This is a genomic window from Haladaptatus halobius, assembly GCF_020618475.1.
GTDB classification, from domain to species: domain Archaea; phylum Halobacteriota; class Halobacteria; order Halobacteriales; family Haladaptataceae; genus Haladaptatus; species Haladaptatus halobius.
Genome location: NZ_CP085339.1, coordinates 427,312 through 453,386 on the forward strand (window position 1 = coordinate 427,312; position 26,075 = coordinate 453,386).

At 51.6% G+C, this 26,075-nt stretch carries 26 protein-coding genes, 1 tRNA gene and 1 pseudogene; 10 read left to right on the forward strand and 18 right to left on the reverse strand.

Annotated elements, in window-relative coordinates:
- Positions 1-263: 263 nt before the first annotated feature.
- The 3 genes from LIW51_RS32495 to LIW51_RS32505 form a co-directional block, all read right to left on the reverse strand.
- Positions 264-557 carry a hypothetical protein gene (locus LIW51_RS32495; protein WP_227379624.1) on the reverse strand — a complete coding sequence of 98 codons (294 nt, stop codon included), beginning with the start codon at positions 555-557 and terminating at the stop codon, positions 264-266.
- A 152-nt stretch (positions 558-709) separates the two neighbouring features.
- Positions 710-1,123, reverse strand: a complete 414-nt coding sequence (locus LIW51_RS32500; RefSeq protein ID WP_227379625.1) for a methylated-DNA--[protein]-cysteine S-methyltransferase — start codon at positions 1,121-1,123, stop codon at positions 710-712.
- Positions 1,124-1,773: 650 nt separating this feature from the next.
- Positions 1,774-2,082: an antibiotic biosynthesis monooxygenase family protein gene (locus tag LIW51_RS32505; RefSeq protein ID WP_227379626.1), complete on the reverse strand. Its 309-nt coding sequence runs from the start codon at positions 2,080-2,082 to the stop codon at positions 1,774-1,776.
- 177 nt (positions 2,083-2,259) lie between these two features.
- Between LIW51_RS32505 and LIW51_RS32510 the strand changes: the two genes are divergently transcribed.
- A complete protein-coding gene (locus LIW51_RS32510) occupies positions 2,260-3,396 on the forward strand; it encodes an epoxide hydrolase family protein (RefSeq protein ID WP_227379627.1) in 1,137 nt (378 codons plus the stop codon).
- A gap of 32 nt (positions 3,397-3,428) precedes the next feature.
- On the opposite strand, the gene LIW51_RS32515 is transcribed toward LIW51_RS32510, so the two are convergent.
- Complete coding sequence (locus LIW51_RS32515) at positions 3,429-3,875, reverse strand: SgcJ/EcaC family oxidoreductase (protein WP_227379628.1); 447 nt, start codon at positions 3,873-3,875, stop codon at positions 3,429-3,431.
- A gap of 214 nt (positions 3,876-4,089) precedes the next feature.
- Positions 4,090-4,920, reverse strand: a complete 831-nt coding sequence (locus tag LIW51_RS32520; protein ID WP_227379629.1) for a helix-turn-helix domain-containing protein — start codon at positions 4,918-4,920, stop codon at positions 4,090-4,092.
- Positions 4,921-5,125: 205 nt separating this feature from the next.
- Here LIW51_RS32520 and LIW51_RS32525 point away from each other — a divergent pair, with 205 nt between their 5' ends.
- Positions 5,126-5,545, forward strand: a complete 420-nt coding sequence (locus LIW51_RS32525; protein WP_227379630.1) for a universal stress protein — start codon at positions 5,126-5,128, stop codon at positions 5,543-5,545.
- Positions 5,546-5,596: 51 nt separating this feature from the next.
- Here the strand turns inward: LIW51_RS32525 and LIW51_RS32530 are convergent, their stop codons facing one another.
- Positions 5,597-5,779, reverse strand: coding sequence for a hypothetical protein (locus LIW51_RS32530; protein WP_227379631.1), 183 nt, complete (start codon positions 5,777-5,779; stop codon positions 5,597-5,599).
- A gap of 217 nt (positions 5,780-5,996) precedes the next feature.
- Here LIW51_RS32530 and LIW51_RS32535 point away from each other — a divergent pair, with 217 nt between their 5' ends.
- A complete protein-coding gene (locus LIW51_RS32535) occupies positions 5,997-6,389 on the forward strand; it encodes a hypothetical protein (protein WP_227379632.1) in 393 nt (130 codons plus the stop codon).
- Entirely contained in the window at positions 6,386-6,820 is a 435-nt protein-coding gene (locus LIW51_RS32540) for a PIN domain-containing protein (protein ID WP_227379633.1), read from the forward strand. Before LIW51_RS32535 ends, LIW51_RS32540 begins: the two co-directional genes overlap by 4 nt.
- A 161-nt stretch (positions 6,821-6,981) precedes the next feature.
- Here LIW51_RS32540 and LIW51_RS32545 read toward each other — a convergent pair.
- Positions 6,982-8,220, reverse strand: a pseudogene (locus tag LIW51_RS32545) (RNA-guided endonuclease InsQ/TnpB family protein).
- A gap of 137 nt (positions 8,221-8,357) precedes the next feature.
- On the opposite strand from LIW51_RS32545, the gene mprF reads away from it, so the two are divergent.
- Together mprF and LIW51_RS32555 are read left to right on the forward strand one after the other, a co-directional pair.
- Complete coding sequence (mprF, locus tag LIW51_RS32550) at positions 8,358-10,910, forward strand: bifunctional lysylphosphatidylglycerol flippase/synthetase MprF (RefSeq protein WP_227379634.1); 2,553 nt, start codon at positions 8,358-8,360, stop codon at positions 10,908-10,910.
- Complete coding sequence (locus tag LIW51_RS32555) at positions 10,907-11,257, forward strand: hypothetical protein (protein ID WP_227379635.1); 351 nt, start codon at positions 10,907-10,909, stop codon at positions 11,255-11,257. The genes mprF and LIW51_RS32555 overlap by 4 nt, the downstream gene beginning before the upstream one ends.
- Positions 11,258-11,716: 459 nt before the next feature.
- On the opposite strand, the gene LIW51_RS32560 is transcribed toward LIW51_RS32555, so the two are convergent.
- The 4 genes from LIW51_RS32560 to LIW51_RS32580 all read right to left on the reverse strand — a co-directional run bounded on the left by LIW51_RS32560 (position 11,717) and on the right by LIW51_RS32580 (position 15,924).
- Positions 11,717-13,264, reverse strand: coding sequence for an MATE family efflux transporter (locus tag LIW51_RS32560; RefSeq protein ID WP_227379636.1), 1,548 nt, complete (start codon positions 13,262-13,264; stop codon positions 11,717-11,719).
- Complete coding sequence (locus tag LIW51_RS32565) at positions 13,261-13,878, reverse strand: TetR/AcrR family transcriptional regulator (protein WP_227379637.1); 618 nt, start codon at positions 13,876-13,878, stop codon at positions 13,261-13,263. Before LIW51_RS32565 ends, LIW51_RS32560 begins: the two co-directional genes overlap by 4 nt.
- Positions 13,879-14,967: 1,089 nt before the next feature.
- Positions 14,968-15,150, reverse strand: a complete 183-nt coding sequence (locus LIW51_RS32575; protein ID WP_227379639.1) for a hypothetical protein — start codon at positions 15,148-15,150, stop codon at positions 14,968-14,970.
- Positions 15,151-15,639: 489 nt separating this feature from the next.
- On the reverse strand, positions 15,640-15,924 hold the full coding sequence (locus tag LIW51_RS32580; protein WP_227379640.1) for a hypothetical protein: 285 nt from the start codon (positions 15,922-15,924) through the stop codon (positions 15,640-15,642).
- A 39-nt stretch (positions 15,925-15,963) separates the two neighbouring features.
- On the opposite strand from LIW51_RS32580, the gene LIW51_RS32585 reads away from it, so the two are divergent.
- Positions 15,964-16,037, forward strand: a tRNA-Thr gene (locus tag LIW51_RS32585).
- Between the two features lie 1,872 nt (positions 16,038-17,909).
- On the opposite strand, the gene LIW51_RS32595 is transcribed toward LIW51_RS32585, so the two are convergent.
- Together LIW51_RS32595 and LIW51_RS32600 are read right to left on the reverse strand one after the other, a co-directional pair.
- Positions 17,910-18,071 carry a hypothetical protein gene (locus LIW51_RS32595; RefSeq protein WP_227379642.1) on the reverse strand — a complete coding sequence of 54 codons (162 nt, stop codon included), beginning with the start codon at positions 18,069-18,071 and terminating at the stop codon, positions 17,910-17,912.
- A 314-nt stretch (positions 18,072-18,385) separates the two neighbouring features.
- Positions 18,386-18,553 carry a DUF1931 domain-containing protein gene (locus tag LIW51_RS32600; protein ID WP_227379643.1) on the reverse strand — a complete coding sequence of 56 codons (168 nt, stop codon included), beginning with the start codon at positions 18,551-18,553 and terminating at the stop codon, positions 18,386-18,388.
- Between the two features lie 198 nt (positions 18,554-18,751).
- On the opposite strand from LIW51_RS32600, the gene LIW51_RS32605 reads away from it, so the two are divergent.
- Positions 18,752-18,997, forward strand: a complete 246-nt coding sequence (locus tag LIW51_RS32605; RefSeq protein WP_227379644.1) for a hypothetical protein — start codon at positions 18,752-18,754, stop codon at positions 18,995-18,997.
- 640 nt (positions 18,998-19,637) lie between these two features.
- Here LIW51_RS32605 and LIW51_RS38850 read toward each other — a convergent pair.
- The 3 genes from LIW51_RS38850 to LIW51_RS32615 all read right to left on the reverse strand — a co-directional run bounded on the left by LIW51_RS38850 (position 19,638) and on the right by LIW51_RS32615 (position 21,716).
- Positions 19,638-19,772, reverse strand: a complete 135-nt coding sequence (locus LIW51_RS38850) for a hypothetical protein (RefSeq protein ID WP_255767662.1) — start codon at positions 19,770-19,772, stop codon at positions 19,638-19,640.
- Between the two features lie 250 nt (positions 19,773-20,022).
- The gene (locus LIW51_RS32610; protein WP_227379645.1) at positions 20,023-21,279 is read right to left on the reverse strand and encodes an MFS transporter; all 1,257 of its coding nucleotides are present in this window, start codon (positions 21,277-21,279) and stop codon (positions 20,023-20,025) included.
- Positions 21,276-21,716 (reverse strand): luciferase domain-containing protein, encoded by a 441-nt coding sequence (locus tag LIW51_RS32615; protein ID WP_227379646.1) that lies wholly within the window; start codon positions 21,714-21,716, stop codon positions 21,276-21,278. The genes LIW51_RS32610 and LIW51_RS32615 overlap by 4 nt, the downstream gene beginning before the upstream one ends.
- Positions 21,717-21,926: 210 nt before the next feature.
- Here LIW51_RS32615 and LIW51_RS32620 point away from each other — a divergent pair, with 210 nt between their 5' ends.
- Both LIW51_RS32620 and LIW51_RS32625 read left to right on the forward strand, forming a co-directional pair.
- Positions 21,927-22,460, forward strand: coding sequence for a helix-turn-helix domain-containing protein (locus tag LIW51_RS32620; protein WP_227379647.1), 534 nt, complete (start codon positions 21,927-21,929; stop codon positions 22,458-22,460).
- A 679-nt stretch (positions 22,461-23,139) separates the two neighbouring features.
- On the forward strand, positions 23,140-24,174 hold the full coding sequence (locus LIW51_RS32625) for a lysylphosphatidylglycerol synthase transmembrane domain-containing protein (protein WP_227379648.1): 1,035 nt from the start codon (positions 23,140-23,142) through the stop codon (positions 24,172-24,174).
- A 327-nt stretch (positions 24,175-24,501) separates the two neighbouring features.
- Here LIW51_RS32625 and LIW51_RS32630 read toward each other — a convergent pair whose 3' ends face one another.
- Positions 24,502-25,113 carry a TetR/AcrR family transcriptional regulator gene (locus tag LIW51_RS32630; RefSeq protein ID WP_227379649.1) on the reverse strand — a complete coding sequence of 204 codons (612 nt, stop codon included), beginning with the start codon at positions 25,111-25,113 and terminating at the stop codon, positions 24,502-24,504.
- A 146-nt stretch (positions 25,114-25,259) separates the two neighbouring features.
- Positions 25,260-26,030 carry a helix-turn-helix domain-containing protein gene (locus LIW51_RS32635; RefSeq protein WP_438267469.1) on the reverse strand — a complete coding sequence of 257 codons (771 nt, stop codon included), beginning with the start codon at positions 26,028-26,030 and terminating at the stop codon, positions 25,260-25,262.
- Positions 26,031-26,075 lie beyond the last annotated feature (45 nt).

Consider the following 26,075-nt stretch of genomic DNA (forward strand, 5'->3'; position numbering starts at 1 on the left):
TCGTATATCGTATCTGGGGTTTTGGAACCTTTTGATGAAAATCTCCGTTTCTGCTAGTATCCGATTTTAATGAAATAGGGCTTCTTTCCACCGCGTAGCCAAATCTGGATATTGTATTCTGAATATGTATGCTGTATATGTATACAATCTCTCTTAGGGGCTGAATTCTTTCTATCGAAGAAGACTAGCCCTATATCTGACTCTGTACCTTTAATATGTATACAATATATGCATACAGTATCTTCTGATCAATTCGTTTGAAGCTACGTGAACTGGTTTAAAACCTTATCCGTCCAAGCGGACAGCTCTTGCTGTACCCACTCCATGGCTTCTGCCAATGGTTGGGCCACATAGCGATACCTGACGCCTCCGTCAGAGATATTGCGTGGATATCGAGTTACTAACTTCTGTTCGTGCAGCGGTTTCAATTGCTTGCCAATCGTACTGTGATCGCGGTCGAGAACATCATCAATTTCAGCTATTGAGCAGTGTGGATGGTCGAGTACGACCAAAAATACGCGAAACTTGGCTTCGTTAATCCCACAAATAGTGGTCATTGCATCCGTCAGCTCAAAGTGGAGTTCTCGTCCAGTAGTTGTTGAAACTCCAGTACTCGTTCGGATGTGCCCTTTCCTTTATCATCGATGCGTTCTGTCTTCTCTGTCACCTTGCTATCTAGTAGATCCATACAGGAATGGTCTAGTGATGACTAATCGGTCTTTTTCAGACACCGACGAAATTGTGCTTCGAAATCAAGCAATTGGCGCTTTGTGGCGACGCCATCCGCAGCTGAGTAGCCCTTGAGGCCGCCATTGCTCCCTACAACGCGATGGCAAGGAACAATCAACGGTAGAGGGTTGCGTGCGCATGCCTGTCCTATCGCAATAGGAGAGGTATCAAGTTGAGCAGCTATCTCACCGTAGGTTTGAGTCTCCCCAAAAGGGATGTCGGTCATTGCAATCATTACTTCGCCAGTTACTCCATCTGGGAGAGCAACTGTCAGGTCAAACGTTTGGCGGTCACCTTGCTCGTACTCGCGTATTTGTTCGCGGACTACAGTAGGTGAGTCAGCGATAAGAGTCTCGTCAATTTCAACGGTGGTTTCGAAAATGTTTACGTCCATGAATGGGAATCTCCTATACCAGATTAGCAGTTAGGGTACGTTACGAGAATATATAACGACCCACCATGGACTGAAACTGATCCTGATATTTTATGATATATTTCTAAAGTGATTAATAATCTGAAGAGACGTATAAACGAATGTCCAGAATATAACGGTAGCTATCGACCATTTTCGACGTTAACATCTATAATTCTATATTTCGGGGATCTGCGCACGGGGACATACCGCAGAGATCATCCGCACGGATGGGCGCACTAAACAGGCTGTCAACTATGTGACCAACGTTGTCATCGCCGTTGCCTCAAATGACACCGCTGCTGATCCTGAATGTAAATGGCAATTAGAGCAGTTTTCAAAGAATATTCGGTTAGTCATCATGATTAACGAAAGTCCTGTGAGGATCTCGAAAAGGCTGTGTTCGCAAGTTTATTGACCGAGTTTTTCACTCATACAGCAACTAAAAAATGTACGAGGATTTAATCCATTGTAAGGGTATTATGCGTCTTCACAACCCAATATTTTGAACTCATCCTGCAGGGGTCTCTCCGTCGTGTTGGTCTATTGCGATCACTCCGTAGGAAGCGACAGAAGCGCCTTTCATCGGGTCTGATGGTTCCACATCTACAGTATCGTCGAATGTGTTCATCCTATCCCTCTGTCGAGTAGGTTTCATAGTGTTTCACTGTTGGTTCGAATTCTAAGAGAAAGTCCTCATCTTCAGGATAGTATTTTGCTGTTTCAATATCGGGGCCAGCAAATCGTTCGATGGCATCCTTCGAATCCCAGAAAGTGAGCGTGAGAAAGTGTGCTTCGCCCTCTTCGAGACGGTGAAGAACGTACGACCCTCGATTGCCACTACTAGACTCGTAGTCCGGAATTGCCCGCTGGTTCAAAAATTCCAGATAGTCGTCTGCCTTCTCCCTTGATGTTCTTCCATGCCAGATTCGAGCAATCATAAACATCTCAAGCTAGAATGGCGTATAACCGTATCGCTGAGGAAAAGGGGTTCGCTTGTAGGGTAATGAGAAACGTCCATTGTAGCACGTGGTTCGGCTACTGCTTGGGCTGGTTGAGGGCGTTATGGTTAAGCCAGTGGGCAGCATCTCAGATCTGCGGAAAATGGAGTCTCACTAATGAGTGATACCGAGATCAAGCCATTCAGTATCGACATCGGACAGAACAAACTTGACGACCTATCCGAACGACTCACTCGAACCCGCTGGCCCGACGAACTACCAAATGTTGACTGGGATTATGGTGTTCCGCTTGACTATCTCAAAGAGTTGGCCGAGTACTGGCGAACGGAATACGAGTGGCGCGAACATGAAGCTGCACTCAACGAGTTCCCGCAGTTCACTACCACCATCGACGGACAGACCATCCACTTCCTACACGTCCATTCCGACGAGCCTGATGCCCTGCCATTGATTCTCTCCCATGGCTGGCCAAACACCTTCACAGAATTCCTGGACATGGTCGCCTCGCTCACCGACCCCGCTGCCCATGGCGGCGACCCAGCCGATGCGTTCCACGTTGTAATTCCGTCGCTCCCCGGTTACGGATTCTCTGGGTCGACCCATGATATTGGCTGGAACTCCCGGCGCATCGCCGAAACCTGGGACACGCTCATGAAACGCTTGGGTTATGACCAATACGGCGCACAGGGTGGTGATGGAGGATCACTCGTTTGTCGCGAACTCGGCGTGCTCGAGCCAGAAGGGTTGGTTGGTGTGCATGTCATGCAGATCTTCGCATTCCCGTCAGAGGATCCTGACGAGATGGCCGAGTTGACCGAAGACGACCAGAAGAGTCTAGAGATTCTCAGTGATTTCGAGGAACTGGCGGGTTTCAGTAGTATTCAAGCCACTCGGCCACAGACGCTCGCCTATGCCCTTGCTGACTCTCCGGTCGGGCAACTTGCATGGAACCTCGAACTCCCCAGTGGATTTGGAGATACGATAGATCTCCTCGATCGTGATCTCCTCCTTACGAACGTTACACTGTACTGGTTGACAAATACAGCCGGTTCATCGGCACGAATGTACTACGAGGATGCTCACGCTGACTACGAAGCAGAAGAGGAGAATGCCGTGCCGACAGGCGTAGCAGTCTTCCCCAACGACTTCCAGACCATTCGATCGTTTGCGGAACGCGCGAACACCAATATCATCCACTGGTCGGAGTTCGATCGTGGCGGCCACTTTGCCGCCATGGAAGTTCCCGAGTTGCTTGTTGATGATCTGCGAGAGTTCTTCCGAGGGCTACGGTAACCGTTAATCTAGATTTTCTTATCACCCTTCACTTAATTCTGAATGAGTGTACTTTGAGCCATAGCTATTGACCAATTCCCATGCTCTTTTGTTGCTACAAATGTCTGATTGGCTTTAGACCCTTCTTCGAATTTATCCTTCTCTCTTATATCCCGATTATCTGCGATGAGCTTGAGGCAGCTCACTATTGCTACATCCGAGCGGATGAACGTGATATTCTTGATGTCTGTTTTCGTTGGAACGTCAACCAAGGTTGTCTTCACTGCCTCTTTCATGACCTGGTAGAATGCATCTCGTCCGATGATTCGTCGCCCAGCGACATTAACAATGATCGCATCTTCCGTGTGGAGCTGGCTATACTTGTCAGGATCATTCTGAAACCGCTCTGCATCAGCGATTAATTGGTTTATTGACTGTACCTCTTCTTCTCGTTTGTTCCCAGAGACTTCGACACCACTAATTTCGAGATCCTTCGTCATCGCAAAACGTACCACACAAGATCTCATCAGCTTATTGGGCAGATATTGAAGAAGTCCCTTGTTCACTCGCATATTGATGGTGTTTAACTCGCGCTACGAACTGCGTATAGATCGCGATGGGGTACCGGGGATATACCACTTCCGCTTGACAAATGAATGAGAGCCAATGAAGACACTACAGCGTCCTATCGAAATCAGTTGCGTCATCACAGTTCTACCCGCCACTCGTTGGTGATTGGGTCACGAAACACTGAATAACCCATGCTTCGGCCTGTTGAAGGCGATATTGAAGTGTCGATAATGGGAGATCCATTGTTTTGGCAAGATCAGTGAGTGATATGTCACGTGGTGTCTGATAATATCCGTGTTCGACAGCTGCTTCGATGGCAGCCCACTGTTCATGCGGTAGATCAGTAAGGGTAATTGCTTCGTCAATCCAATAGGATGGCTCACCAACTTGCTGGAATCCAAGCCGCAGTCCCTCGCGTAATTCTGCTTGGAGCACCTCATAGAGTTCACTCACGGAAGCGTCACCACACAAGAGTAATCGCCATTCATAGCGATCCTTTCGCCGTTCCGCATCACAGATGAGACCATCACCGAGATAGCAACTTGCGAGGTGTGGAATTGACCAGCAATCACTCGCAGTTGGACGATAGGTATACACCAGTCGGCATGAAGGGCTTTTCATGAGAATTTCGTAGTCCCAGTTTGTATGGCAGTGGCGTTCGCAAATGCATTCGTTGCAATGAACTGGATCGGTAAAAATGTCGTCCAATTGTGTGAGTGCTGTCTCAGAGCCAGTGATTTGATCGAGTCGCCATAATCCATTTTTAGACACATGACATGCGATCGTCTGGGCTCTCGTGTTCGGATGTTCGATAAAGACATCCATGACGGGATCCGCTCCCTGTTCGTATTCGATCGTAAAGACGAATTCACGCATGAGATGATGTTGGCCCACACCGAATAAATCAATTGTGTGCAACCAATCGTACTCCCAGCTTTGGTAGTCCGCATAGCGTTCGAACTTGGAAATCGCCATCTCAACGAAATCCCACTTAACACTGTTGAAGGTTCGTAATTCCAGTGTAGCGATGGATCACGGAGTTTAGAGCATAAATAAATGTCTGCGCACCGTTATCGAGCCAATTGGTTCGGTGGTCACCGAACGACCATCCAATATTGAGTGGCTCGGACAATTTTCTGTGAGCAAAGAAATGCCGACAGTTGTGAACCGGGCGCGGAGTATGCAACGAACCATTCTAATCCCTGTAAACGATTCGGAACAATCTCGGCAGGCACTCACTGTAGCTGCAACTACTTTTGACGACGCTGAAATCATCATTCTCTATGTCCTCAAGCCGTATAACGTAAAATCCGTTACCGAGCTTGCAGTTTGGGATGATGAGCTCATGAAAAATCGAGAGCAAGAGGCAAAACAAGTTCTTGAGGGGTATCAACAGATAGCAATTGAATACGGACTCGACGTACGAGCCGAGTTCACACACGGGTCACCAACGCGAGCGATTGGGAAAGCAAGAGACAAATTCGACGTGGATCACATCGTCTTGGGTTATTCAGGGAAAACAACCCTTACTCGGGTGCTCTTGCACTACGTTACGAAGTCGATGACGAGACAGCCACCTGTTTCCGTAACGCTTGTCTGAATCCACATCACATGAGTTGTATATTTCATCCTCTAGGTTTTTACAATAGTATTAACGCGGAATACTGGAATCAACTAAATTGACGATGTGTTGATACTCAGTGGGGTTCTCGTTGCTTTCATTGGTGACTTCGACTATTCCGGGGGCTTCGACACGGAAGCCGAACTGTTCGGCCTGTGCGCGTTGCAGTGCTGTCTCGTCAGCTTCAAGTCCTGCGCTCGGTTTCGTACGCATGGTCTTCTGGATCTCATTAAGGAAGACCGGTGCCGGGTGGGCCAACACCCGGCGCGTTTTCCGAATGTTACGCCCTCAGGGGCATCGTTCTTCCTCATTGTTTCCTACAATAGGAATTAATTTGATACTATTTGTTGGGGTTCTAGAGCACTGTATGTGATGTTACTTCCCACGAAAGGAACGTTTAAGATTTCGGCGCTGGTAATGTAGAGTATGGGTGAAAGTACTGACAACGGCCCGGGGCGACACCCCCCAAGTCAGCGATGAAGAACTCCTTCGCGTGTTTCGACAGGCCGACACGCCAGTACTGACGACACAGATGGCCGCCGATGAGCTTCCGATCACTAAACGGGCGGTGCTTGACCGTCTCAAGTCGCTCCACTCCCGCGGCCGTCTTGAAAAAATGGACGTCGGCTCACGCGCCCAAGTGTGGTGGATCTCTGACGAGGATGAAGACGAGAGCGACGAGCCAGACTACTTGGCGGGATTCGGCGCGGCCGCCGGGACCGACTTCGGCGAGCGGGTCCGCGAGGCACACGAAGAACTCGGTGCTGGCTTCCGCGATCGTGCCGAACGGCACGCCAAACAACGAGATGAGAACGAGCGATGAGTAGCCAGACCACCGGGGCGGTGCTCGATACCAGCTTTCTTATCGACTATCGCGACGGCGAGCCCGAAACCAAACAGTTCCTTACCGAGTACAAGGGTGAACGTGGCGAAGACGTCGCCGTCCCGACGCTTGTGCTCTATGAGTTGTACAAAGGGCTCTTCCGAGGCGACGGAATACCCGATGTTCTCAGGCTCGACGAAGAGCTTCGATGGGCCGACCGTGTCGGGTTCGATCGGAACGCCGCCCTCGAAGCCGGAATGATTGAAGCTGAGCTGACGTCGCAAGGAGAGTTAATCAACCCGGTCGATATTCTTATCGCGGGAATCGCTCGACGGAATGGAGTACTGCTCGTCACGGCTGACGGCCCCTATTCAAACATCCAAGACCTTCTTGTTTTCAACGTTCGCGAAGACTCGCTAAATGACCTATGACCTACTTGCTCAGCCCTGCGGTTTGAGACCTTCGGGAAGGCGAATGAGGTAGGAGGATAGTGAACTGACGACTATGATGACAGACAAGAGACTCGTCACCAAATGTCTTTCAGCGGTGCCGGTATTAATAAAGTATGTGTGGTCAGTAAGTTAACCTACGACTAAAGTCGTGGGCTTTCACCATGGACTCCCGCTCTAACCAAATCTGGTGCGGCTGTGACACCGCTCGCGTTCACCATCCCGGTGTTCAAGTACACGCCTACGGATGCGCCTCCTTCGCCAGCAGTTTGCTTGCTAAGGAGTTTGTAACCGATGTTCTTAGCCGCGTTGTAGTCCGCGTGGTTCGCATAGCCGCATTTCAGACACTCAAACGTATCCTGCGACCGGCGGTTTGCCTCGTGCGTGAACCAACACGACGAACACCGACGCGAGGTATTCGCCGGGTTGACCTGTTGAACCGAGATACCGCGTTCTTCGGCCTTGTACTCGACGTACTCGTAGAGTCTTCGGAACGCCCATGCGTGGAGGCGCTTTGCACCCGGCATGCGGTCACGGATATCTATCAAGTCCTCGAAGGCGATACGCGAACAACCGCGTTCGTCCGCTTCTTCAACCAATTCGTTCGCCACGCGGTGCAACAGTTGTTCAAAGCGGCCTGTCTCTTTTTGACCGACCGCCTGAACATTCTTGTGAGCGTAGCGCGACCCACACTGTTGGAGCGACGCACGGCGCTTCTCACATTCACGGTTCCAGTGGTCAAGTTCGGACACCGACCAAAACACGCCCGTCGAAGTGACGGCGATGTTTTCAATTCCGAGATCTACGCCAAGAACCGTTCCGTTCTCGCGTGGATCGGGAGCGTCCACGTCAGCCTTTGTTCTAACGTGAAGGTAGAACTCATCTGTGGATTCGCGGTAGTGAAGCGTCGCGCCGGTCGTCTCGTACTTGTCGGAAAAGAGGTATTCGGAGTGGGGCGTCTCACGGCTTTCGTCGGGCAACACGTACTCGGCGGTGATACGCCCATCAACAGTCGAAAGCGAAGCATAGTCATCGTGAAACGTTATACTCCGTTTGTCGTGTTTGAGAAACGGCGACGAAAAATACGGGAGACGCGCGTACTTCCCGCGTTTTCACTTCGGTACGACGGACTGCAACGCGTCTGCCGCGCGACTTTGCGCCGCTTGGACGGGGTTCGCGTGAAGGTTCGTTTCGTTGCGAACGTCGTCGTAAGTGCGGTCGTTGAGTTTGCCTTTGCTCGTTTCAACGTAGCCGTCGTCGTTTCGAGCGTTCAGGACAACGTAGTTTGCGGCCCAGTGGAACTGTCGAATCGACTCGTGAAGAAGGTCAGCGTTGCTTTCGGTCACAGCAAGTTTGACTTGAACAGTTCGACGAACTTCGATAAATCATCTATAGCACTAATGCTTATAAAGCTTAATATATGGTCGGGAGTCGCCCCGGCTGTCAACGGCGGTAGTATAGTCAATCGAACGCGCTTCCTCCCCCGACTAAAGTCGTGGATTTCTGCGCTGTGATTCGTATGAAGCGACCAACCTTGAAGCAGTTGACGCCGCTTTTCGGAAGCGTCGTTTTCGCGCTCGCGCTCTTTGCTATCCACCGAGAACTGCATGAATTCAATATTCATGAAATCATCGGAGAACTCAATACGTACTCCCTATGGGCTATCGCTCTCGCTGTCGGGTTGACTGCACTGGGGTACGTACTAATGACAGGATACGATTGGCTCGGCTTTCGATACGTCAACCAATCGGATCCGTACCGACGTACAGCCCTGCCCTCGTTCGTTGGACACGCAATCGGCAATAACGTCGGCGTTTCGGTGCTCACCGGCTGGTCCGTCAGATACCGATTTTACTCAGGTATGGGCGTTACAGCGGATGACGTGACGCGAATCGTTGGCTTCTGCACATTATCGATTTGGCTCGGCCTCGTCATTGATTCCGGTCTCGCCTTTGTGGCCGAACCTGCACTTCTCAGTTTGGCACTCGGAATCCCCATAGTATCCGTCAGGATCATCGGCGTCATTCTTATTGTCGGTGTCGTCGCGTACGTCCTCTGGGGTGTCCTACGACGGAATCCGATCGAGATTCGAGGCTGGTCGATTGATACACCTAAGCTACGACTCTCATTTGCGCAGATCTCTTTGGGAATATTCGATTGGGCAGTTGCTGGGATGGTACTCTATGTCCTCTTGCCGACAGGCAACCATATAGGATATCTAGGATTCCTTGGCGTCTTTTTCGTCGCACAGTTGGCAGGGATTACTAGCCAGGTTCCTGGCGGGCTGGGTGTCTTCGAGGGTGTGTTCCTGTTACTCCTCTCCGGAATGCTTCCGACGACTGGGATCGCAGCAGCACTCATCGTTTACCGTATCGTCTACTATCTGCTTCCTCTGTTCGCGGCTGCGATCGTCCTCGTCGTCCGCACAACGCTTGTACACCGTGAGGAAGAGGGAACTGCCGCACAAACGATACACCGCTGGGCTGCACCACTCGTTCCAACCGTCCTCGCCGTACTCACGCTGCTGGCAGGGGCAACTCTCCTAATTACTGGGGCTATTCCCGCCGACTCCTCACGGCTCGTTTGGCTCAGTCGTGTCCTCCCGCTTTCGGTCATTGAGTTGTCGCACTTTCTCGCTAGTCTCGTCGGGGTTGGACTGTTGGTGCTCGCTCGCGGCCTCCAGTTACGGCTTGACGCAGCGTATCTCCTCACTGTCGCCATGCTCTTCCTCGGCATCGTTTTGTCAATATTAAAGGGGTTCGACGTCGAAGAGGCGCTCATTCTCACGACGGTGCTCGCGATCGTCGTCCCATCCCGCCGATTCTTTTACCGCCGGGCATCACTGACGCGCGAGTGGTTTACGACCGGCTGGATCGTGACGATCCTCATTGTTTTCGGAACCTCTGTTTGGCTGGGGCTGTTCGCCTTTCAGCATCTCGAGTATTCAGAACAGCTCTGGTGGCAGTTCTCGCTCGGTGGCAATGCTCCACGGTTCCTGCGAGCATCTGTCGGGACGGCTGTAGTTCTCCTCGCTGTCGCCCTGGTGCGGCTTCTGAGTCCATCGATGCCCGACCCATTGCCACCAACCGAAACGGAATTGGAACGTGCACGTTCGATCGCCGAGAAGTCTGACCGAGTCGGTGCATATCTGGCACTTCTTGGTGATAAATCGCTATTGTTCAACGACGACGGGACGGCTTTCATCATGTACGCCATAGAAGGGCGGAGTTGGATTGCACTGGGACCACCAGTTGGTCCAGAAGAGGAATGTTTAGAGTTGGCCTGGCGCTTCCATGAACTTGCTTCGCGTAATGGGGGACGGTCCGTATTCTATCAGGTCGGTGATGATGATTTGCCAGTCATGGTAGATCTCGGATTGTCGTTTTTCAGACTCGGTGAAGAGGGTCGCGTGCCACTGCCGTTTTCGCTTGAGGGAAAACGACGAAAGGAATTCAGGCGCACGATCAGAAAGGTCGAAGGGGAAGATTGTACGTTCGAAATTATCCCACGTGAGAGCGTTCCTAACATCCTTCCTCGACTACGAACCGTTTCTGATGAGTGGTTGGAAATAAAAGGGGGTAGGGAGATTGGGTTTTCGCTCGGTTACTTTGATGATAGATACTTGAAGAATTTCCCAATTGCGGTCATACGATACAACGGTGATATTGTTGCGTTTGCGAACGTCCTTGAAGGAGGCGGAAAACACGAATTGTCGGTTGACCTCATGCGGTACAGTTCTGATGCACCTAGACGTACTATGGATTATCTCTTCGTGCAACTCATGCTATGGGGATCTGAGAACGGATACGACTGGTTTAGCCTTGGAATGGCCCCCTTGTCTGGGTTCACGAACCGGCAGACGACAACTGCTTGGGATCGGATCGGTGCGCAAGTGTATCAACATGGAGAACACTTCTACAACTATCAGGGGCTACGCGCATATAAGGCGAAGTTCGATCCAGAATGGGAGCCCAGGTACTTGGCCTGTCCTGGCGGTCTCACGTTTCCACTTGTGCTCGTACACGTGATTACGCTAATCTCTGGCGGCGTACGACGGATCATCACCAGGTGAACGAAGAAGTGTTCGGCGGTAGGTACGAATTCTCATGTGAGGTCGCTGTCGAACTCGCAGAGGTTCTCGGTCGATACGACAATGCAGATAACCAGCTCTGGTTGGTGATGAGCGATCCCCACGACTCCGGCGAGCGGAAGAGTATGGGAGCGCTCGTGACCGACGGCGGACACTCCGACGACATGGAGGGCGCGCCTCCGCTGGGTCATCCTCGCACCCGAACTCCACGGTCAAGGCCTGGCCACGAGTTGATGGATCGAGCAATGGCATTCTGCGAAGAGGCTGGTTTCGAGCGTATGTACTTGTGGAACCTGGGTGGCTACGTCGGTTGGCATATGAAGTTTTGAACGGGCTTGCTGACGATGGTGAGATTCGTAAGAAGAAGCCAGAAGCGTGTCGAGTGATCTGTATCCTGTCTGAGTGATCCATGAGACATGAGATCAGACTGCTTTGCAGACAGACCGTCTGTTCACAATAGACTGGAGCTATTCTGGAAATCCATTGCGGTATCAGTGAATGCCCAAGTGGTACGAAGTGGCCAACTGTCCATTGGATGCGATATGTCGTGAATAGTGAGTACGATGTTGGATGGGTACTGATTACGGTCAGGGTAGCAGACACAGTAGCAGGCCAGCAGAAGGGCTATGGAGTGCAGAAGAACGGAATTTTAGCAAAACCGATAAGGTGTATTAATCAGTTAATTACATTATTTTTCGTGTACAATCGATCGTGATGGTGGAAATAAACCCCTCAAAATGAGGTACTATTGGCTTCCAGAATATGATCATTTTTATTATACATGATGATTAGCGGTCGTCGACGCCGCCGTTCGCAATGGTAGATCCATCACCTTCGCTGGTAGCATCACCGACCGCTTGCGCTTCGGCGGCCGATCCAGGGGCCGATTCGGAAACCACGCGATCGGTCCACGTACCCCGCAGGAAGTACAAGCCGGCAGCAAGAACCATTAGCACATTTGCCGCGGCCTCCCCATACCAAACGCCAGTAGCACCGAGGCTGAGCGACTCAACGAAGAGGTAGGACAGCGACGCCCGAAGCACAATGAACCCGAAGATAGCAAAGACCATTGCAATCCGAGTACTACCACTCCCCCGGAATCCACCTTGAATGACGTAGAAAGCGCCCAAAAAGGCATAGGTCGCACCAACGACTTGGAGATACTCGGCACCAAGCCTAATCACGGACGCGGCACCCTCGCCTGTGATGAAGATATCAACGAGTGGCGCCGCAAACATATACACGACCGCGCTGAAGGCGACCAAACAGGCAACAATCAGACCGACAGCTGCGAACACGCCACGCTTTGCCCGATCCGGCTGTTGTGCGCCTAGATTCTGTCCGACGACGGTCTCGACACCGCGAGCCACCCCGATCGCGGGCAGGACAACCATCGACGTAACCCGCGTCCCAATCCCGTATGCTGCGACTGCTTCCGCACCGGCGAGCGCGACTAGTGCGGTCAGGATAGTCACACTGAGAGCGATGGTACTCTGTTCGATACTCGCCGGCGCACCAATGTGAATGATTCTCCGAACGGTCTCCAATCGGAGCTTGAAATCGGCCGGTTCGAGGTGGATACCCACATGCCCAGAGAGGAGTAACCAAACTCCAATAACAGCGCCGAATCCGCGCGTAGCGATCGTCGCGAGAGCGGCTCCCTGCACACCGAAGCCGGCGAAGCCCGTCGCCGAATACAGCGACGCTTCCAGCGACTTGAGGCCGAGCGCGGCGAAGAGCACGTTGTCCTGAAAGCCGAGGATGAAAAATGGGTCAATGACAACGTTGAGTAGAACCCCAAGTAGCATCAGGTAGAATGGCGTCTGTGAATCTCCCCACCCTTGTAGCAGTGACTGGAAAATGAAAAAGCCGAAAACGAAGGGGATGCCCAAGAACATTGTTCGCGTGTATTCCAGCGCGAGCGTGTACTCTTCAGTACCTGGTAACGCACCGATCAGTTGGAGCATGCTCGGAGTGAAGAGATAGCCACCGACTGAAAGTATCGCTGATAACAAGACAATAAAGGAAATCGTCTGTCCAGCAACGCGACCGATCCGATCTTCGTTCCCTGCACCCTTATTCTGGGCGACCAGTACCGTGCCGGCGACGGTGAAGCCGGCAGCAAGGCTGATAAGCAAGAAGATGATCGCCCACGAGAACGAGATAGCAGACACTGCCTCCTGGCCAAGCCGGCCGACCCAAAACGTATCAGCGAGGTTGTAGCCGACTTGCAATAGATTCGTGAGCACGATTGGCACCGACAGGAGGACGAGCGGCTTGAACAGTGCGCCGTCGATTACGTTGACCGACCGATCCCGTCCTGGCCCTCGGCTCACTGTGAGACCTCCGTGAGTAGTTGCGATTCGATGTACTGCTGGAGTTCCCTGCGAACAGCTGGAATCGCCACGTCGCCATCGGCTGTCGTCCGTCGGGTCATGGCGCCAGTAATGGTCGTCACCAGCAGCGCGGCCGTTCGGTCAGGGTCAATATCCCGGAAAACACCCTCTTTGATCCCCATCCGAACGATCTCAGCGATTCGATCATGGAAGAAGCTATCGCTCCGCGTGAAGTGCTCGCGGTATGCGTCGTCATGGGCGGCTTGCGCTCGTAACTCGACCATCGCTGCCATAAACTTGCGGCGCTCTGCTTCGAGTTCGTCCGGGAAGACGTGATCAAGTAGCGCCTGCAAATGGGCGTGCGCGTCGTCGTAGTCCGTCCGCGGAATGTTTGCCTTGTAGTGCTCGAGCATGAACTCGAGGAAGTCCAACAGGAGTTCGTCCTTGCTATCGTAGTGGTGGTAAAGCAATGATTTGCTCTTCTCGAAGTGATCGCCGATACGCTGAATTGTCAGGTCTGCGTACCCGTGCTCACAGAGTGCGTGATAGGTGGCCTTCATGATAATCTCTCGAGTATCTGCTGGTTCTTCAAGAAATGAGTGCGTCTCTGTCATTATTGAATGAATATTCAGTCAAGAGCTATAGCGGTGTCGATGAACCGACCGTGGCTGTTGACCAAGTCATCAATACAATTGAACCCTTCGCCCACAGGTCAGGCGAGCACCCAATGAGGAATACGATTTCGGCGAACTTTCTCCAGCTGACAACTGGCACGGCTTGTAGCCTGTTGACCCACTTCTCGTTATGGGCGCAGAGGTTGGTCAGCACTCGCTGTATTTCCAAGTGCAATTCTCGGCTTGATTAGAAGAGAAGCCCGACAGTGGTCGCATACTCGGTTAGGGTCATCCTGTCGGTATCCTGGGAAGCTGTCTCGAGGATGGCTCTATAGACGTTGGTGTATCTAAGATATTGCCCTGATCGTCGGTCGCTGCATCCGCTCGCTCCGCGAGTGTTCGCTGGTCAATGACATCTGAGAACGACAATCGACGTAGCATAGATAAAACAGGCTGAATGGAAGTTTATTCGGCAGTTTCTTATGCCCCAGAAGAAACAACTGACGACGATATTCTTAGAGTGATTCGTGAGTCGGAGTTTCCTGCCGTGACGGCTCGGTGGGTGGCGGATACGCTCAAGATCGAGCGGCCATCCGCGCATCGGCAGCTTGAGGAATTGCATGAGGATGAAGAGGTTGAGCGTGGGAAGTTGAGTCCGCGGGTTGTCATCTGATGGGTTCTAGGGAAATAGAGACAATAGATACCTCAGTTAGTGATCATTGATTACTCATCTTCCTATTTTCATCTTTGTTCAAATTGAGTAAACTACGCAAAGAAGGCAGAAGCACGTCGAGTGATTTGGAGTCGGACAGAATAGCAATTGATCTGGCTCTATTGAAACACTCAATGCTCGATCACGATCCGCTTGCCCTGTTCCGATGCTCGAATAGAAACAGCACCAGCACAGTCACGGCGAAGACAGCCGGCATGAACTGGAGTTGTGGGAATGGGTCTGGTGGGGCGAGCATCACGCTCGCTACCGTTGCCATAAGACCGTCGACCGCGAGGATCCCTGCGATCCGATCTCGACGTGTCTGTGGGGCGTCTCGTTCGTGCGAGCATCGATAGAAGTGCAGATGTAGAATGTGATCAGGTTTCGGTCGTTGTGAGGGCTGTGAGTTGCTCCCGGTCGAATAGCTCGTCGGTGAACGTATCCGGGTACAATTGTTCTGCTGCCGCCTCCATACCGAAGAGCGTCGAAATCAGCCCCTGAATGTGGGGTGCCGCAGGATAGACGTCCCCATTCTGTACGGCAGTCAAATTTGCTTCCATGCCAGCACGCATCGGGGTGAGGTAGTCTCTCCGGAACGCCTCATCCCCTTCCGGAGCAAGTCCCGCCGGTCCAAGACGGTTTTGAGAGACGATTATGTCAGGGTCTGTCTTGAGGAGAACCTCATAGTCAATGCTTGTTGTCTTGGTACCGAGGTCACTGAGGGCGTCCTGGGCGACATCACGGTAGGGCTTCGACCCCCACCGCCGTTCTCGATAGCGACCGGATAGAACGTCCCAGCCTTGGGGTCAGCACCGCCGCCGAGCATCGCCACAGTCGGCGTCTCGCTTGGAAGTTGTGACCGAATATGGGTTCGGAGATTGTTATGGAATGTGCGCGCAGCGTCGTACCGCCGAGGCGTTTGAAACACTTCGCTCACTACCTTGAAGTAGTCCATTAACGGCCACGGTTCATAGTCCATGTACGTCCCAGGTGTATGGTAACCGTGATGACCCAGGAACGGACCGACGTTTTCAGCGACCTCACTCGTGTCATTGATTCGACCGATTCCTTGAGTAGAATTGCAGCGTATTAGGATCGATAAGGTGCACGTCCGCATTGGCTTCGTAGAATATTTCCTTATCGACGCTGGCTTGTTGTCCTTGGACCTCTAAGAGTCGTGCCTTGGACTCTGTGTCGAGGTTGATGCCGAGTTCCTCGTAGTATGCGGTCGGATAAGAGGGGTAGAACATACTGACGAAACCATCTCGCTGTCCGAGTAATAGACCCATTTCCAATTCGGCGGGTGTCGCTGCACCCCATGTCTCTGGTACCAAATCGAAAGTCTTTGTTGAGAGCGTTTAGATACTAAAGATGCCTTGGTAGCTCAGGCTGGCAGAGCAACTCCTTTGTAAGGAGTCGGTCGAGAGTTCAAATCTCTCCCAAGGCTTCTGCTACAGGGTTTTGGACACCTATGTAAGAGCGCGGCTTCATGAGGATTGTCTCTGGTTAGTTCAACTGCTCTACATTCCGGCGTATCTCATTTCACGTCTTGTGTACGAGGGACTAGGGATCGAACATGTGATCTATGCCCTTGATGCACAGCTTCAAGGAGAGCAACCGTATCTGTGGGATAGCGGGCAGATCATTACATACTATCTCTTCGCAGTGAGTGCAACATGGCTTAGACGGCGGTTTGAAACCCTCAAACGAAAACCAAATCACCACATGCCGAGCAACAAAGGAGGGTAACTCCATGACAATCCGACAGACTATTGCAGCAGCGTTCTTGCTGGTTGGCATTCTTTTGGTAGTCACGAGCCTTCTTAGTCCGCCAGAAGTAACGACAACGGGCTGTTTGCAGGGTTAGTCGACGATTTGGAACCACGACGGCGACCACTCACACAATACACTCGAGTACAACAGCAACTCATGCAATTACGTAATTGCAGGCGAGAAAGCCTCGCCCGGGAGGGCGGGGATGAATCGCCGTCTTTGTTCACTTTCACTGTACGGTACAGTCTTCGGTGCTCTCCGTGCGGTTTTCTGGGTATCCGACGCGGTACATCCGCGCCCATATCGGGACAATCGGACAAATTCGGACTTCCCGACCGAGGCTCGAAGTACCCCTTCGGGATCGGTTGGGTACCGACGCTAAACAACCAAGTACCTCTGAATCCCTCACGGGATAGGAGTAACGGCTACTTGGCATGGCCAGCACCTCGTCGGTGTGTAAACCGTAAACTCCCACCGAACCAGCGACCGACGTTGTGGGAATCCTCGCCCTTCAGGGCGGGGAGGATGTCAACACTCGCTTATCTACAACAGCACAGACGTCAAATACTCGCTCAACTGCGGCGTCAAACCCAGCGAGGACAGCATCGCAATCGACAACAACCACGTCAGGACAACCAGGATTTGAATTTCTGCCAGCGCTCGGAGGGCTTGCGGGTGTTGGATCGTATCTTCTGGTCCGGAAAGGAAACGACGACGAGTGAATCTCAATAACGCCGTGCGTGGGTCACCTCGTGGCGGACTGTCGAACTGAATTGCTCCCAGCCTTGCAAGTCGTAGGCGTCCTACGTCAGCGAGATCGTTATCTCGTCCGTTGCAGAGTCGTATTTCGTCGCTCCTGCCGTTCGTTGCGCGCGGTGTGAGACCGTCCAGTCAATCGCTTCGACCGGCAAAGCCGGGAAGTGCTCAGCCGCAAAGCAGATTATATTCGGGAGAGATAAAGCGATCCACCAATCGTAATTACAAAAATTCCGATCCACATCAGAAACAATGCTATCCCCACTCTCGACTGTGTGACCACACCACTCTGATTCACGATCGATGACCTGAGTACCCATATTATTGCACCGAATAAAAGTACACTAAAGAAAGAGCCACCAACGAGGAAAACAGAGAAAGAAAAATTTGATGACATCTGATGTGATTTTGGTTGGCTCATTACTGGTGACTCTCTCATCACGTTGTATGTTATTTACTATATCTTTCGATTAAAGTTGGCTCCTTTTATGGTTCAGAGATGTGACTAGTGAATAGCTAGATAAATGTTTTATTTTATCGGTCAGAGCAGTCGTACTAGTCTATCGTTGCGCTCGTTTCGAGACATCCTAGTGGATGGTTTTACCACCAAATCTGGAAAATGGTCAGCCGCGACGGCCGCCGCGTGCTGTTGAGCCCGGTCGAGCAGACCTATCGGTGATTTGAAATTATCATTGGTGGCTCTATCCTCACTCTCCACGACCGTTCGCTGGTCGGTGATAGCCGAGAGCGTCAATTGCCATGTCATAGATAAAAAGGGTTGAAGCGGTGGTTAGTTCGGCAGTTCCTTCCGTCCCGTTTGCACACACGGCCAGCACGGGAAGCCGTCGAGGCCGTCACAGTCGCACTCTACTGGTTCGGCATCGTCTTCGGTCTCCTCCTTAGGGAAGGTGTCGAGCGTCCTGTCGTCAGTTGCGTTTTCGACAGCGGCCATGTGCTTGCAGAATGCGGTGCGGTGAACGTAATGCGGACATGTATAGGCCATTAGCTCCGACGGTCACTTCGTCAATTGAAATAATGTACTGGTGTTCTACGGGGTTCTTATGGCACTCATTGACGACGTCCACTATTCCGGGAGCATTGACGTCAAAGGAAAACCGTTCCCACTGAGCGCGTTTCTGTGCCGTCCCGTCAGTGTCACGGTCTGTAGGTGGTTTCGTACTCATGGTCTTTCCTGAGCTAATTGTAATCGAGGTCAGTAGAATTCTCATCGAGCCCCAAGTGTAAAAAGACGGAGACAGTGTACCGCTATAAATCGCGGGGTTGGACGGTTTTACGATCGTTTTCTTCGGCTCGCCGGGCAGCGTTTTCGAGAACCGTTGCGACTTCCTCGTCAAGTGCGTCATAGAAGTCACCGGCAACATTCTGTCCTTCAAGCTGTTCTTTGACTGCAGATTTGGTAATCAAGTCAGTCATACAGTCCTCCAGACGGTATAGTACTACAAAAAGCCAGGGGTAAAATAGATGAGAAAGCCACTACTTTGTAAACAAGTTGTGTAGCTTCACTCCTATATCGAAGGTGGACTGGGGAGAAATGACGTACGAATACACGTCAATTCCTCATAAGCGCGATGAGGATGATTATTATACAGTATAGCAGCAACTAGCAGAGGCATGAAAATCGATCCGTTTCACATCCGTCGTAAGAAATCGAAAGTCGAGAAACTTGTGAGAGCGGCCAAAGATCCGAAAAAATACGCCAAACGAAAGACGACAGGGGAAGTAAAGCGGAGGGTTCGGAAGAAAACAGGCGTCTCGAAAGCGTCTGGGACTGCACAGAAAGTTAAGAAACCAAAACAGTATGCAAAGCGCAAAGCGAAATCGAAGATCCGATTAATGTTGAAAAAGCTCCTGAAGTAAACTTGTGGCAACCGCATTGCGAACTTCTAGATTGTAGATTACTGCTGAGTACGCTGATTATCTGGATGACTCAGTTGTGTATACTTGTCTCTCCGTCGTGGATGTCGATTTCTCGACTGGGACTTTCGTGGTAGTCGCCTCCTTCGTCGATTTGGGGGACGTTTTCTGATTCGTCTCTTGTGAGCTTGACGTCGAGGAACCACCTGGTGTGGTCGTCTTGTCCTGCTGGGTTTTCTGAGAGGACGCTCCTGTTCTGCCTTCTCCTGACGACTCATCGTTGGTCGTTTTTGCGGTGTCTGTCACCGTCTGTACGTTCGTCGCAATCGTTTCCGTCACTGCTATCTTCGAGTCTGGCGTAGTGGACGACGTTTCTCACGTATGTGTTTTGGTAGATCCGAGGATGCTGGAACATCCGGCGAGGATACTGAGACTCGTTGTGGCTAGTGCCGATGGGAGAAATCGTCGACGCGATCAGTTGGTCATGAAAATAGGAATGAGCGACTGGCTGTTTCAGCAGTCGTCTTGAGTATCCTCGTCGGTGGATGAGTTGTCTGATCCGGAATCTTCGGATTCGCTGCTTCCTGTGTTTTTGCTTTGGTTAGTCTCAGTATCGTCATCCGACTGTGTGTCGTCCGACGAGTCACCGCTCGTCTTTGTCCGTCTCGTCGTCGGATAGGAATGCCGTCAGGGTGTCGTCGTCGGCCGCATTTTCGACGGCAGTCATGTGTTTGCAGTAGGCGTTACGGTGAACGTGGTGCGGGCAGGTGCAAGCCATTGGTCTTTGGTCATGTCGTCGATGGAGACTGTGTACTGGTAGTCTGCAGGGTTCTCGTGGCTCTCAGTGGTGACTTCGACCATTCGGGGGCATCGACATCGACGGAGAACTGTTCGGCCTGTGTGCGTTGCTGTGCCGTCTCGTCAGCGTCACGGGCTGCGGATGGGTTTGTACTCAGGGTCTTTCGCTCTGGTTTCGGAAGACCGGTGCCAGGTGTCCTAGCACCTGACGTGTTTCAAAATACGCGCATCTATTTATCGAGTGCTTTGTCGGTATCTAGCTGCTCGTCGGACATGGAATCCGACTTGGTCAATGGCGTGGTGTACATTGCCGCGAGAGCGAACATGACCGCTCCACCCGCTAGTATCACACCGACGCCGAGAAACGTCATGCTGAGCCCGATTGTCTCACTCACGGGGCGAATCACTATCGGCGACAGGAATTGACCGAGGAAAATCGCACTCGTCAGTCCGCTGAGTGCTCGGCCGCGGACGATGTCCGGGGTGACCGCCACGATCCACGTATTGAGGTTCGGGAGGACAAACCCAATGCCAGCACCGACGATCACTAGCCCAGCGACGATTCCAAGAAACGTCTGGCTCACCCCGATGATGATATACCCGATACTCATGAAGCCAAACAGAAGCGCGACGATTGCAATCACGCTCATAGCGGTTCGGATGCGTCCATAGAGCAGCGATACTACTCCACCGGCGAATGTTGAGGTCGCTAATGCAATACCAACGAGTGTCGCACTCCCCCCCGCCTGTGATTCGAGATAAAATGGTATTTGAACAGGAATCATGTAGAAGAGAATCTGGCTAACGAGTCCAAGCGCGAAAATAAGCACGAGTGATCTAAGTGGGAATCGAGTAAGCATCCGACGGAGGTCGACACTGATCATTGAGCGGTTTCCGGATTGTTTGTGGCGGTCGGACTCAGGCAACGCGAACGCCATTGCAGGTAGAAGAACCAACGCCAAGGTATAAACAAGGAAAGGAACACGCCAACTGATATCGGCGAGCACGCCTGCGAGTGGGAGTAACACGACGCCACCCAACGACATGAAGGCTCCCTGTCTCCCAAGAACCGTTTCACGGCGGTTCTCCTCATAATAGTCAGTAATCAATGCCGTCACCGTCACCATTACGCCTGCCACGGCTAGCCCCAGCACAGCCCGTCCGGCGAGAATTGCCACTAGAGAATCCATCACGAATCCCGAGCCACCGGCGAGCGCATAGATCACTGTCGAACCGAGCAACAACCACCGGCGGCCATACCGATCAGCGATTGACCCGATGATAGGCGCTCCGACCGCGATGAATAGCCCATGCATCGTGAGGACGAGCCCGACAAGAATCGACGCGTTCGGTGTCGTCGAGAACGCTCGCTGGATGGCAGGCAATGCGGGCGCGATGGTCGCACCCGCCATGATAGTCAGCATACTCGCGAGCAACAGCGTCGCTTGGGCAAGTCGCGGGCGTGTAAGCACTATTTCGCTACTCACGTATCAGCCTTCAGTTCACTGAATACACGGCGTAGTTCGTCGCTCAGATCCAATTCGTCGAGCTCTGCGTCAACATCCACCTCGTCTCCTTCAAAGTGGTCGCCAGCACGCTTTTGCATCACACTCAGGTGGTACAGGTACGAAATGCGCAGGAGCCAGAGTGCCCCATCAATGTCTTCGTCTGATTGGACATAGTAGGACACCCAGCCAGAGTCCGGTAGAACGTGATGTTTTTGTGCCCGTTCCTTCTCAATGAGGATGTCGCGGATGCGCTTGGCGAACGGAATATCGACAAGTCGACTATTGTGTATATGGCCGATTTCTCGTCCGTTGAGAGTGAATTCACGCCCACCACCACGGTCATGCGGTGAGACGTTAATACCGGGCCAGTCACTGACGTTAGATTCGATCGTATTCCTGGATTTCGTTGATCCCATGACCTAGAAGACGCGACGAAGTACCGTGGATATTTGCGTGAATATATTCACATCTATGGAAACAAGCCAGTAGGGAGCATACAAAAGTACATGCCCAGAGTTTGGCTAAGGATCGAATTACCGCGTGATTCACTCGTCAAGTATTCGCTTGACCACCCAGACGATGAGTTTCGGATGCTCGCTTCTCATCGTACAGAGGATAGCTTACGAGTGGTCGTTGACGCAGAAACGCCAGATCCAAAGACTCTCATTCAGGTGCTTGATACGGCACCTGAAGTTCGGTCGTATGAGGTATTACAAACTAATCAGCAAGGGGTGCTACTCCAGATTGAGACAGCGGAACACGAACCGCGTGTCGCGGCACGTACGACGGGTATGCTGCCGCAATATCCCATGGTTTTGCGCAATGGTTGGCAGACCATTGAGACGGTCACGTCGTGGGAGCGGCTCTCGAACCTGAAAGCTGAATTTGAGGAGAGGGACGTCTCATTCGAGATTCTCTCGATTTCCCAGTCAGTCGAAGTAACCGATCTCTTGACTGCCCGGCAATGGGAAGTCCTTACTGAAGCCATCACGCGTGGGTACTACGATACGCCACGTGGTTGTTCACTTACTGAGCTCGCAGATGCATTAGAAGTTAACCCATCGGCGGTGAGCGGTGTTCTCCACCGTGCTGAAGAGCAGATTATCAAATCGTTTGCTGCCGAGGCAAAACAAATTGACAGTCCCAACTCACTAGATTAACATCCGATGGTATGTTATATTACAATAAATCAACCACGAAGTATGAGGTGATCATAGGTCGCTATTCGTTTAATCAATTGCCGTGCGTGTTCGTGCTCAGTCGAGTAAGGTCGCCGGTATCTTTGGGCATTCAGTCGCTACCTCCATGTGCTCCGTGAGCGTTCGCTGGTGGATGTTAAACGATTGAGATGGTGCAATTCATGTAAATCACGATTTTCCACTGCAAGACATGACTATCGATAGACTTCCGTTTTGAGGATGTAAGCCAATTCCTGCATCACCGTCTGATCATACTGAGTGAGGTCATACTGATACCGTTATTTCACTCACTGTAAATATTTTTGAGTTGGGTATTCTCCCCTATAGTCGTCGATGTGGCTTCGACCCTATACTCAATGTCGAGCAGATCATCAACGGCTTCGCCGACCTCCACAGGAACATTGAGTTGTTCCGCCAGTTCGGCCGTCTCACGCTTGAACGTCTATAACGCTCGTCTCTTCGACGCGAACATCAGCTATATCTCGCACGTCTTCCGCTATTGTTCAGATGTCTCCGTAAGCCCATCCGCGATGGATCGAACCGGCAGCGGAGATTTCCATCTCTCACATCTATGATGTGCAGATCGTAAATCCGAGAAAGCCAGTGGATTGATACAGTTGGGTGCAGATAAGCTATGGACATGATACAGCGACGGGTCACCGCTGTTGGATTCTTCGGAACCCTCGTCATTCTAAGTGGGATACTTTATCTTGTGGGTATCGAGGATCTACTCCGAGAGCTATCACGCGCTGATACCGGTCTCGTCGCCCTGGTCGGTGCAATCACCGTTGGATGGCTTGTTGCATGGGCCCTCGGTCTTCGAGCAGTATTGGCAGTTTTGGGCGTGCACCTCTCGGTGGTTCGGTCGTTCCTTGTCCTCAACGGGGCAATGTTTTCAAATAACGTGACACCGTTCGGACAGGCAGGCGGAGAACCTTTTGCAGCTCTCCTCATTTCAAAGGTTGCCGAAATGGAGTACGAGCGCGGCCTCGCGGCAATTGCGAGCGTCGATGCAATCAATTTTTTGCCGTCAGTCACGCTTGCGCTCGTCGGCGCGGCGTACTTTGCCACCAAAATCACCTTTAGTCAACGGTTACGGGCTGCAACTGGTCTAATCGTCGGACTCGCCGTTGTTGTTCCTTTATTGACCTATCTCGGTTGGCTGAATCAAGATGCCATTGAGCGAAGACTTGAATCCGTGCTCACACCGGTCATTCAGCGATTAACGAAAGTGTTGTCCGGCGTCTCACCGCCCGACGAGTCCAATATCAAATCCAGAATTGAGGGATTTTTTGTCGCAATTGAACGTATAGCGACCGACCGTCGAGGAATGGTTTTTACGCTCACCGCCGCAACTCTTGGATGGGTATTTCAAATGATCGCCCTGTGGGTGGCATTCTGGGCAATCGGTACACCAATTCCATTCTCGGTGATGCTATTTGTTGTTCCGATGGGTGCCCTCGCCAGCATTACACCGCTTCCGGGTGGTGCCGGTGGCATTGAGACTGCCCTTGTGGCGATACTCGCGAGTTTACCGAGCATCACAGTTGGATTAGAGACAGCACTGGCTGCAGTCGTGATATTTCGTGGGTTTGTGTACTGGATTCCGATTCTCATCGGCGGACTTGTCGTGAGTTGGGTCGGTGTCGATGCGTTTGGAACCTTTGCCAATTGAACTCCTTCGTTTGACCGTACTTATTGCCATTGTAATACGGGCGCAGTTGAATTCACGGCCTTATTGGAATCCTCTGCAAGTACTGAAATATGGTAAGTTATCGAGCAGGGCACTGTTAACTTAGTCGGCTAAAGTGGAGTTCCCCCATACATGATATATTCATGATAAATAAACTCGAGTTGACAGATGTTGGCGCCAGCAGTGTCCCGTTTTAGATGGAGAGCAGTTTTTACATCGACCGCAATGAACATTGGTGCTTCATTGTGGTTATTAGATTCTTCAGAGGTGATCAGAATCAACGGATTGACTGCTGTCTCAAGATCATGCTCATTTGATGATGTTTTTCTGGAGAAATTGATCAATGATTTCTAACGTTGTATCACGCGCAGTTTCAACGTCAAGAGACAGATCTGCATTTTGTGCACCATCTATCGCTGCTATCAAAAAGATTGCAGTTGCTTCTGGGTCTGCTGGATGGAACGTCTCGTCGCGAATACCCTCTTTGATGATACCTGCGAGGAGGTCAATCCTATACTGGTGATTTCTGGTGAACTGCTGACGAAGTTCTGAATCGTACTCCGCAAGGGCTTGTAATTGACTGATAGCTAGATAGTAATGCAGGCCGTGTTCATCAACTCCTTCTGGTCCATACGCGAAAAAGTTCAGCGCGGTCCATAGCTGTTCTAGCGGACTGTCCTCTTCATTGATTCCTATCAAACGTTGCATTCCTTCAAGAATGTGATCGAGCAATGACCGCAGGAGATCGTCTTTTGACTCAAAGTAATAATGCACCAAGCCTCGATTCTTGCCCGCTCGTTCTGCTACCTTCCGAAGTGTAAGACCTGGATAGCCCTCTTCTGCCAGCACCCAGACTGTTGCTTCCATAATCATCTCCTCTGTTTCGAATTCATCCCAGAATGGATCTCCAGGTTCTGGCATATCTCGCTAGTAATTGCCCATGAAGGTTAACGTACGGCTTTATCGCTGCTATGGGCCGCAATAGTTATACTGATGAACAGTCTACCCGGATTTCATCAGTATAACGTCGCCACCGCTGGAGTCTCCGAGATGATAGATGAGGTGGTTCACGGGACGAGTTCAGCAAATATCGTCGCCTGTGCTTTTCGGAGGTGTTCGCCCACCGTTTCAGGCCCACAGCCGAGTTCTTCGCCGATATCTTTGTATGTGGCTGTTCGTGGATCTCGAAAGTAGCCTAGTTTGAGTGCAACCGTCACCGCCTCCTGTTGACGATCGGTCAATTGTTCGAACAGCCGTGTGGTCGATGGAGAATAGTCGCCGATGGCTTCAACAGAAAGGTCGAAAGTCTCGGGTATCTCTGTGAGCGCCGTCTGGATCGTCTGTTGCTCTCCGAGTAATGTTACCTGCAGGTTGCCGTCTTCGGTAAATGTCATCGGAGTATCGACGACAAGTCCGTGTGTCTGCACGATGGAATGGAACGTCGTAGCAGTCTCGCTCCATTTCTGGTGAACGTACGCATAGAGGCTGTTATCCACCTCGGAGATATCATATGCGAGAATGTCAGAATGAGCATCCAATAGTGCCTCCGCTCGCTTGCGCTCTCCATCGAATTGGACAAGGAGAACACCGGTTCCGTCATCAAGCATCCGTATGTGATCCAGTGTTCGCCGTTTCACTGCCGAGTCGTCGGCAAACGCTTGCACGATGGGATCGAAAGCAGATTCTGTTGAGGTGAGAAGTATAGTCACAAATCTCATGTAAAAGAGGACAACCGCAAGCAACAAGTAAGCTACTACGGCCGTTAGACCGTGGTATTCACCAAGGATTCCCTCTCTAACCAAATTTGGTGCAGTTGTGACGCCGCTCGCGTTCACCATCCCGAGATGCTCGAACTCAATCTAGTTTTGACGGTAGCAATGTGT

Excerpts from the sequence above, each read along its gene's own strand:
- LIW51_RS32595 (WP_227379642.1), bottom strand. The coding sequence starts at position 18,071 with ATGGCCGCTGTCGAAAACGCAACTGACGACAGGACGCTCGACACCTTC.
- LIW51_RS32615 (WP_227379646.1), bottom strand. The coding sequence starts at position 21,716 with ATGGGATCAACGAAATCCAGGAATACGATCGAATCTAACGTCAGTGAC.
- LIW51_RS32575 (WP_227379639.1), bottom strand. The coding sequence starts at position 15,150 with ATGGAAGCAAATTTGACTGCCGTACAGAATGGGGACGTCTATCCTGCG.
- LIW51_RS32510 (WP_227379627.1), top strand. The coding sequence starts at position 2,260 with ATGAGTGATACCGAGATCAAGCCATTCAGTATCGACATCGGACAGAAC.
- mprF (WP_227379634.1), top strand. The coding sequence starts at position 8,358 with ATGAAGCGACCAACCTTGAAGCAGTTGACGCCGCTTTTCGGAAGCGTC.
- LIW51_RS32630 (WP_227379649.1), bottom strand. The coding sequence starts at position 25,113 with ATGCCAGAACCTGGAGATCCATTCTGGGATGAATTCGAAACAGAGGAG.
- LIW51_RS32605 (WP_227379644.1), top strand. The coding sequence starts at position 18,752 with ATGAAAATCGATCCGTTTCACATCCGTCGTAAGAAATCGAAAGTCGAG.
- LIW51_RS32525 (WP_227379630.1), top strand. The coding sequence starts at position 5,126 with ATGCAACGAACCATTCTAATCCCTGTAAACGATTCGGAACAATCTCGG.
- LIW51_RS32625 (WP_227379648.1), top strand. The coding sequence starts at position 23,140 with ATGATACAGCGACGGGTCACCGCTGTTGGATTCTTCGGAACCCTCGTC.
- LIW51_RS32540 (WP_227379633.1), top strand. The coding sequence starts at position 6,386 with ATGAGTAGCCAGACCACCGGGGCGGTGCTCGATACCAGCTTTCTTATC.
- LIW51_RS32505 (WP_227379626.1), bottom strand. The coding sequence starts at position 2,082 with ATGATTGCTCGAATCTGGCATGGAAGAACATCAAGGGAGAAGGCAGAC.
- LIW51_RS32530 (WP_227379631.1), bottom strand. The coding sequence starts at position 5,779 with ATGCGTACGAAACCGAGCGCAGGACTTGAAGCTGACGAGACAGCACTG.
- LIW51_RS32515 (WP_227379628.1), bottom strand. The coding sequence starts at position 3,875 with ATGACGAAGGATCTCGAAATTAGTGGTGTCGAAGTCTCTGGGAACAAA.
- LIW51_RS32495 (WP_227379624.1), bottom strand. The coding sequence starts at position 557 with ATGACCACTATTTGTGGGATTAACGAAGCCAAGTTTCGCGTATTTTTG.
- LIW51_RS32500 (WP_227379625.1), bottom strand. The coding sequence starts at position 1,123 with ATGGACGTAAACATTTTCGAAACCACCGTTGAAATTGACGAGACTCTT.
- LIW51_RS32520 (WP_227379629.1), bottom strand. The coding sequence starts at position 4,920 with ATGGCGATTTCCAAGTTCGAACGCTATGCGGACTACCAAAGCTGGGAG.
- LIW51_RS38850 (WP_255767662.1), bottom strand. The coding sequence starts at position 19,772 with ATGGCTTGCACCTGCCCGCACCACGTTCACCGTAACGCCTACTGCAAA.
- LIW51_RS32565 (WP_227379637.1), bottom strand. The coding sequence starts at position 13,878 with ATGACAGAGACGCACTCATTTCTTGAAGAACCAGCAGATACTCGAGAG.
- LIW51_RS32635 (WP_438267469.1), bottom strand. The coding sequence starts at position 26,030 with ATGGTGAACGCGAGCGGCGTCACAACTGCACCAAATTTGGTTAGAGAG.
- LIW51_RS32600 (WP_227379643.1), bottom strand. The coding sequence starts at position 18,553 with ATGACTGACTTGATTACCAAATCTGCAGTCAAAGAACAGCTTGAAGGA.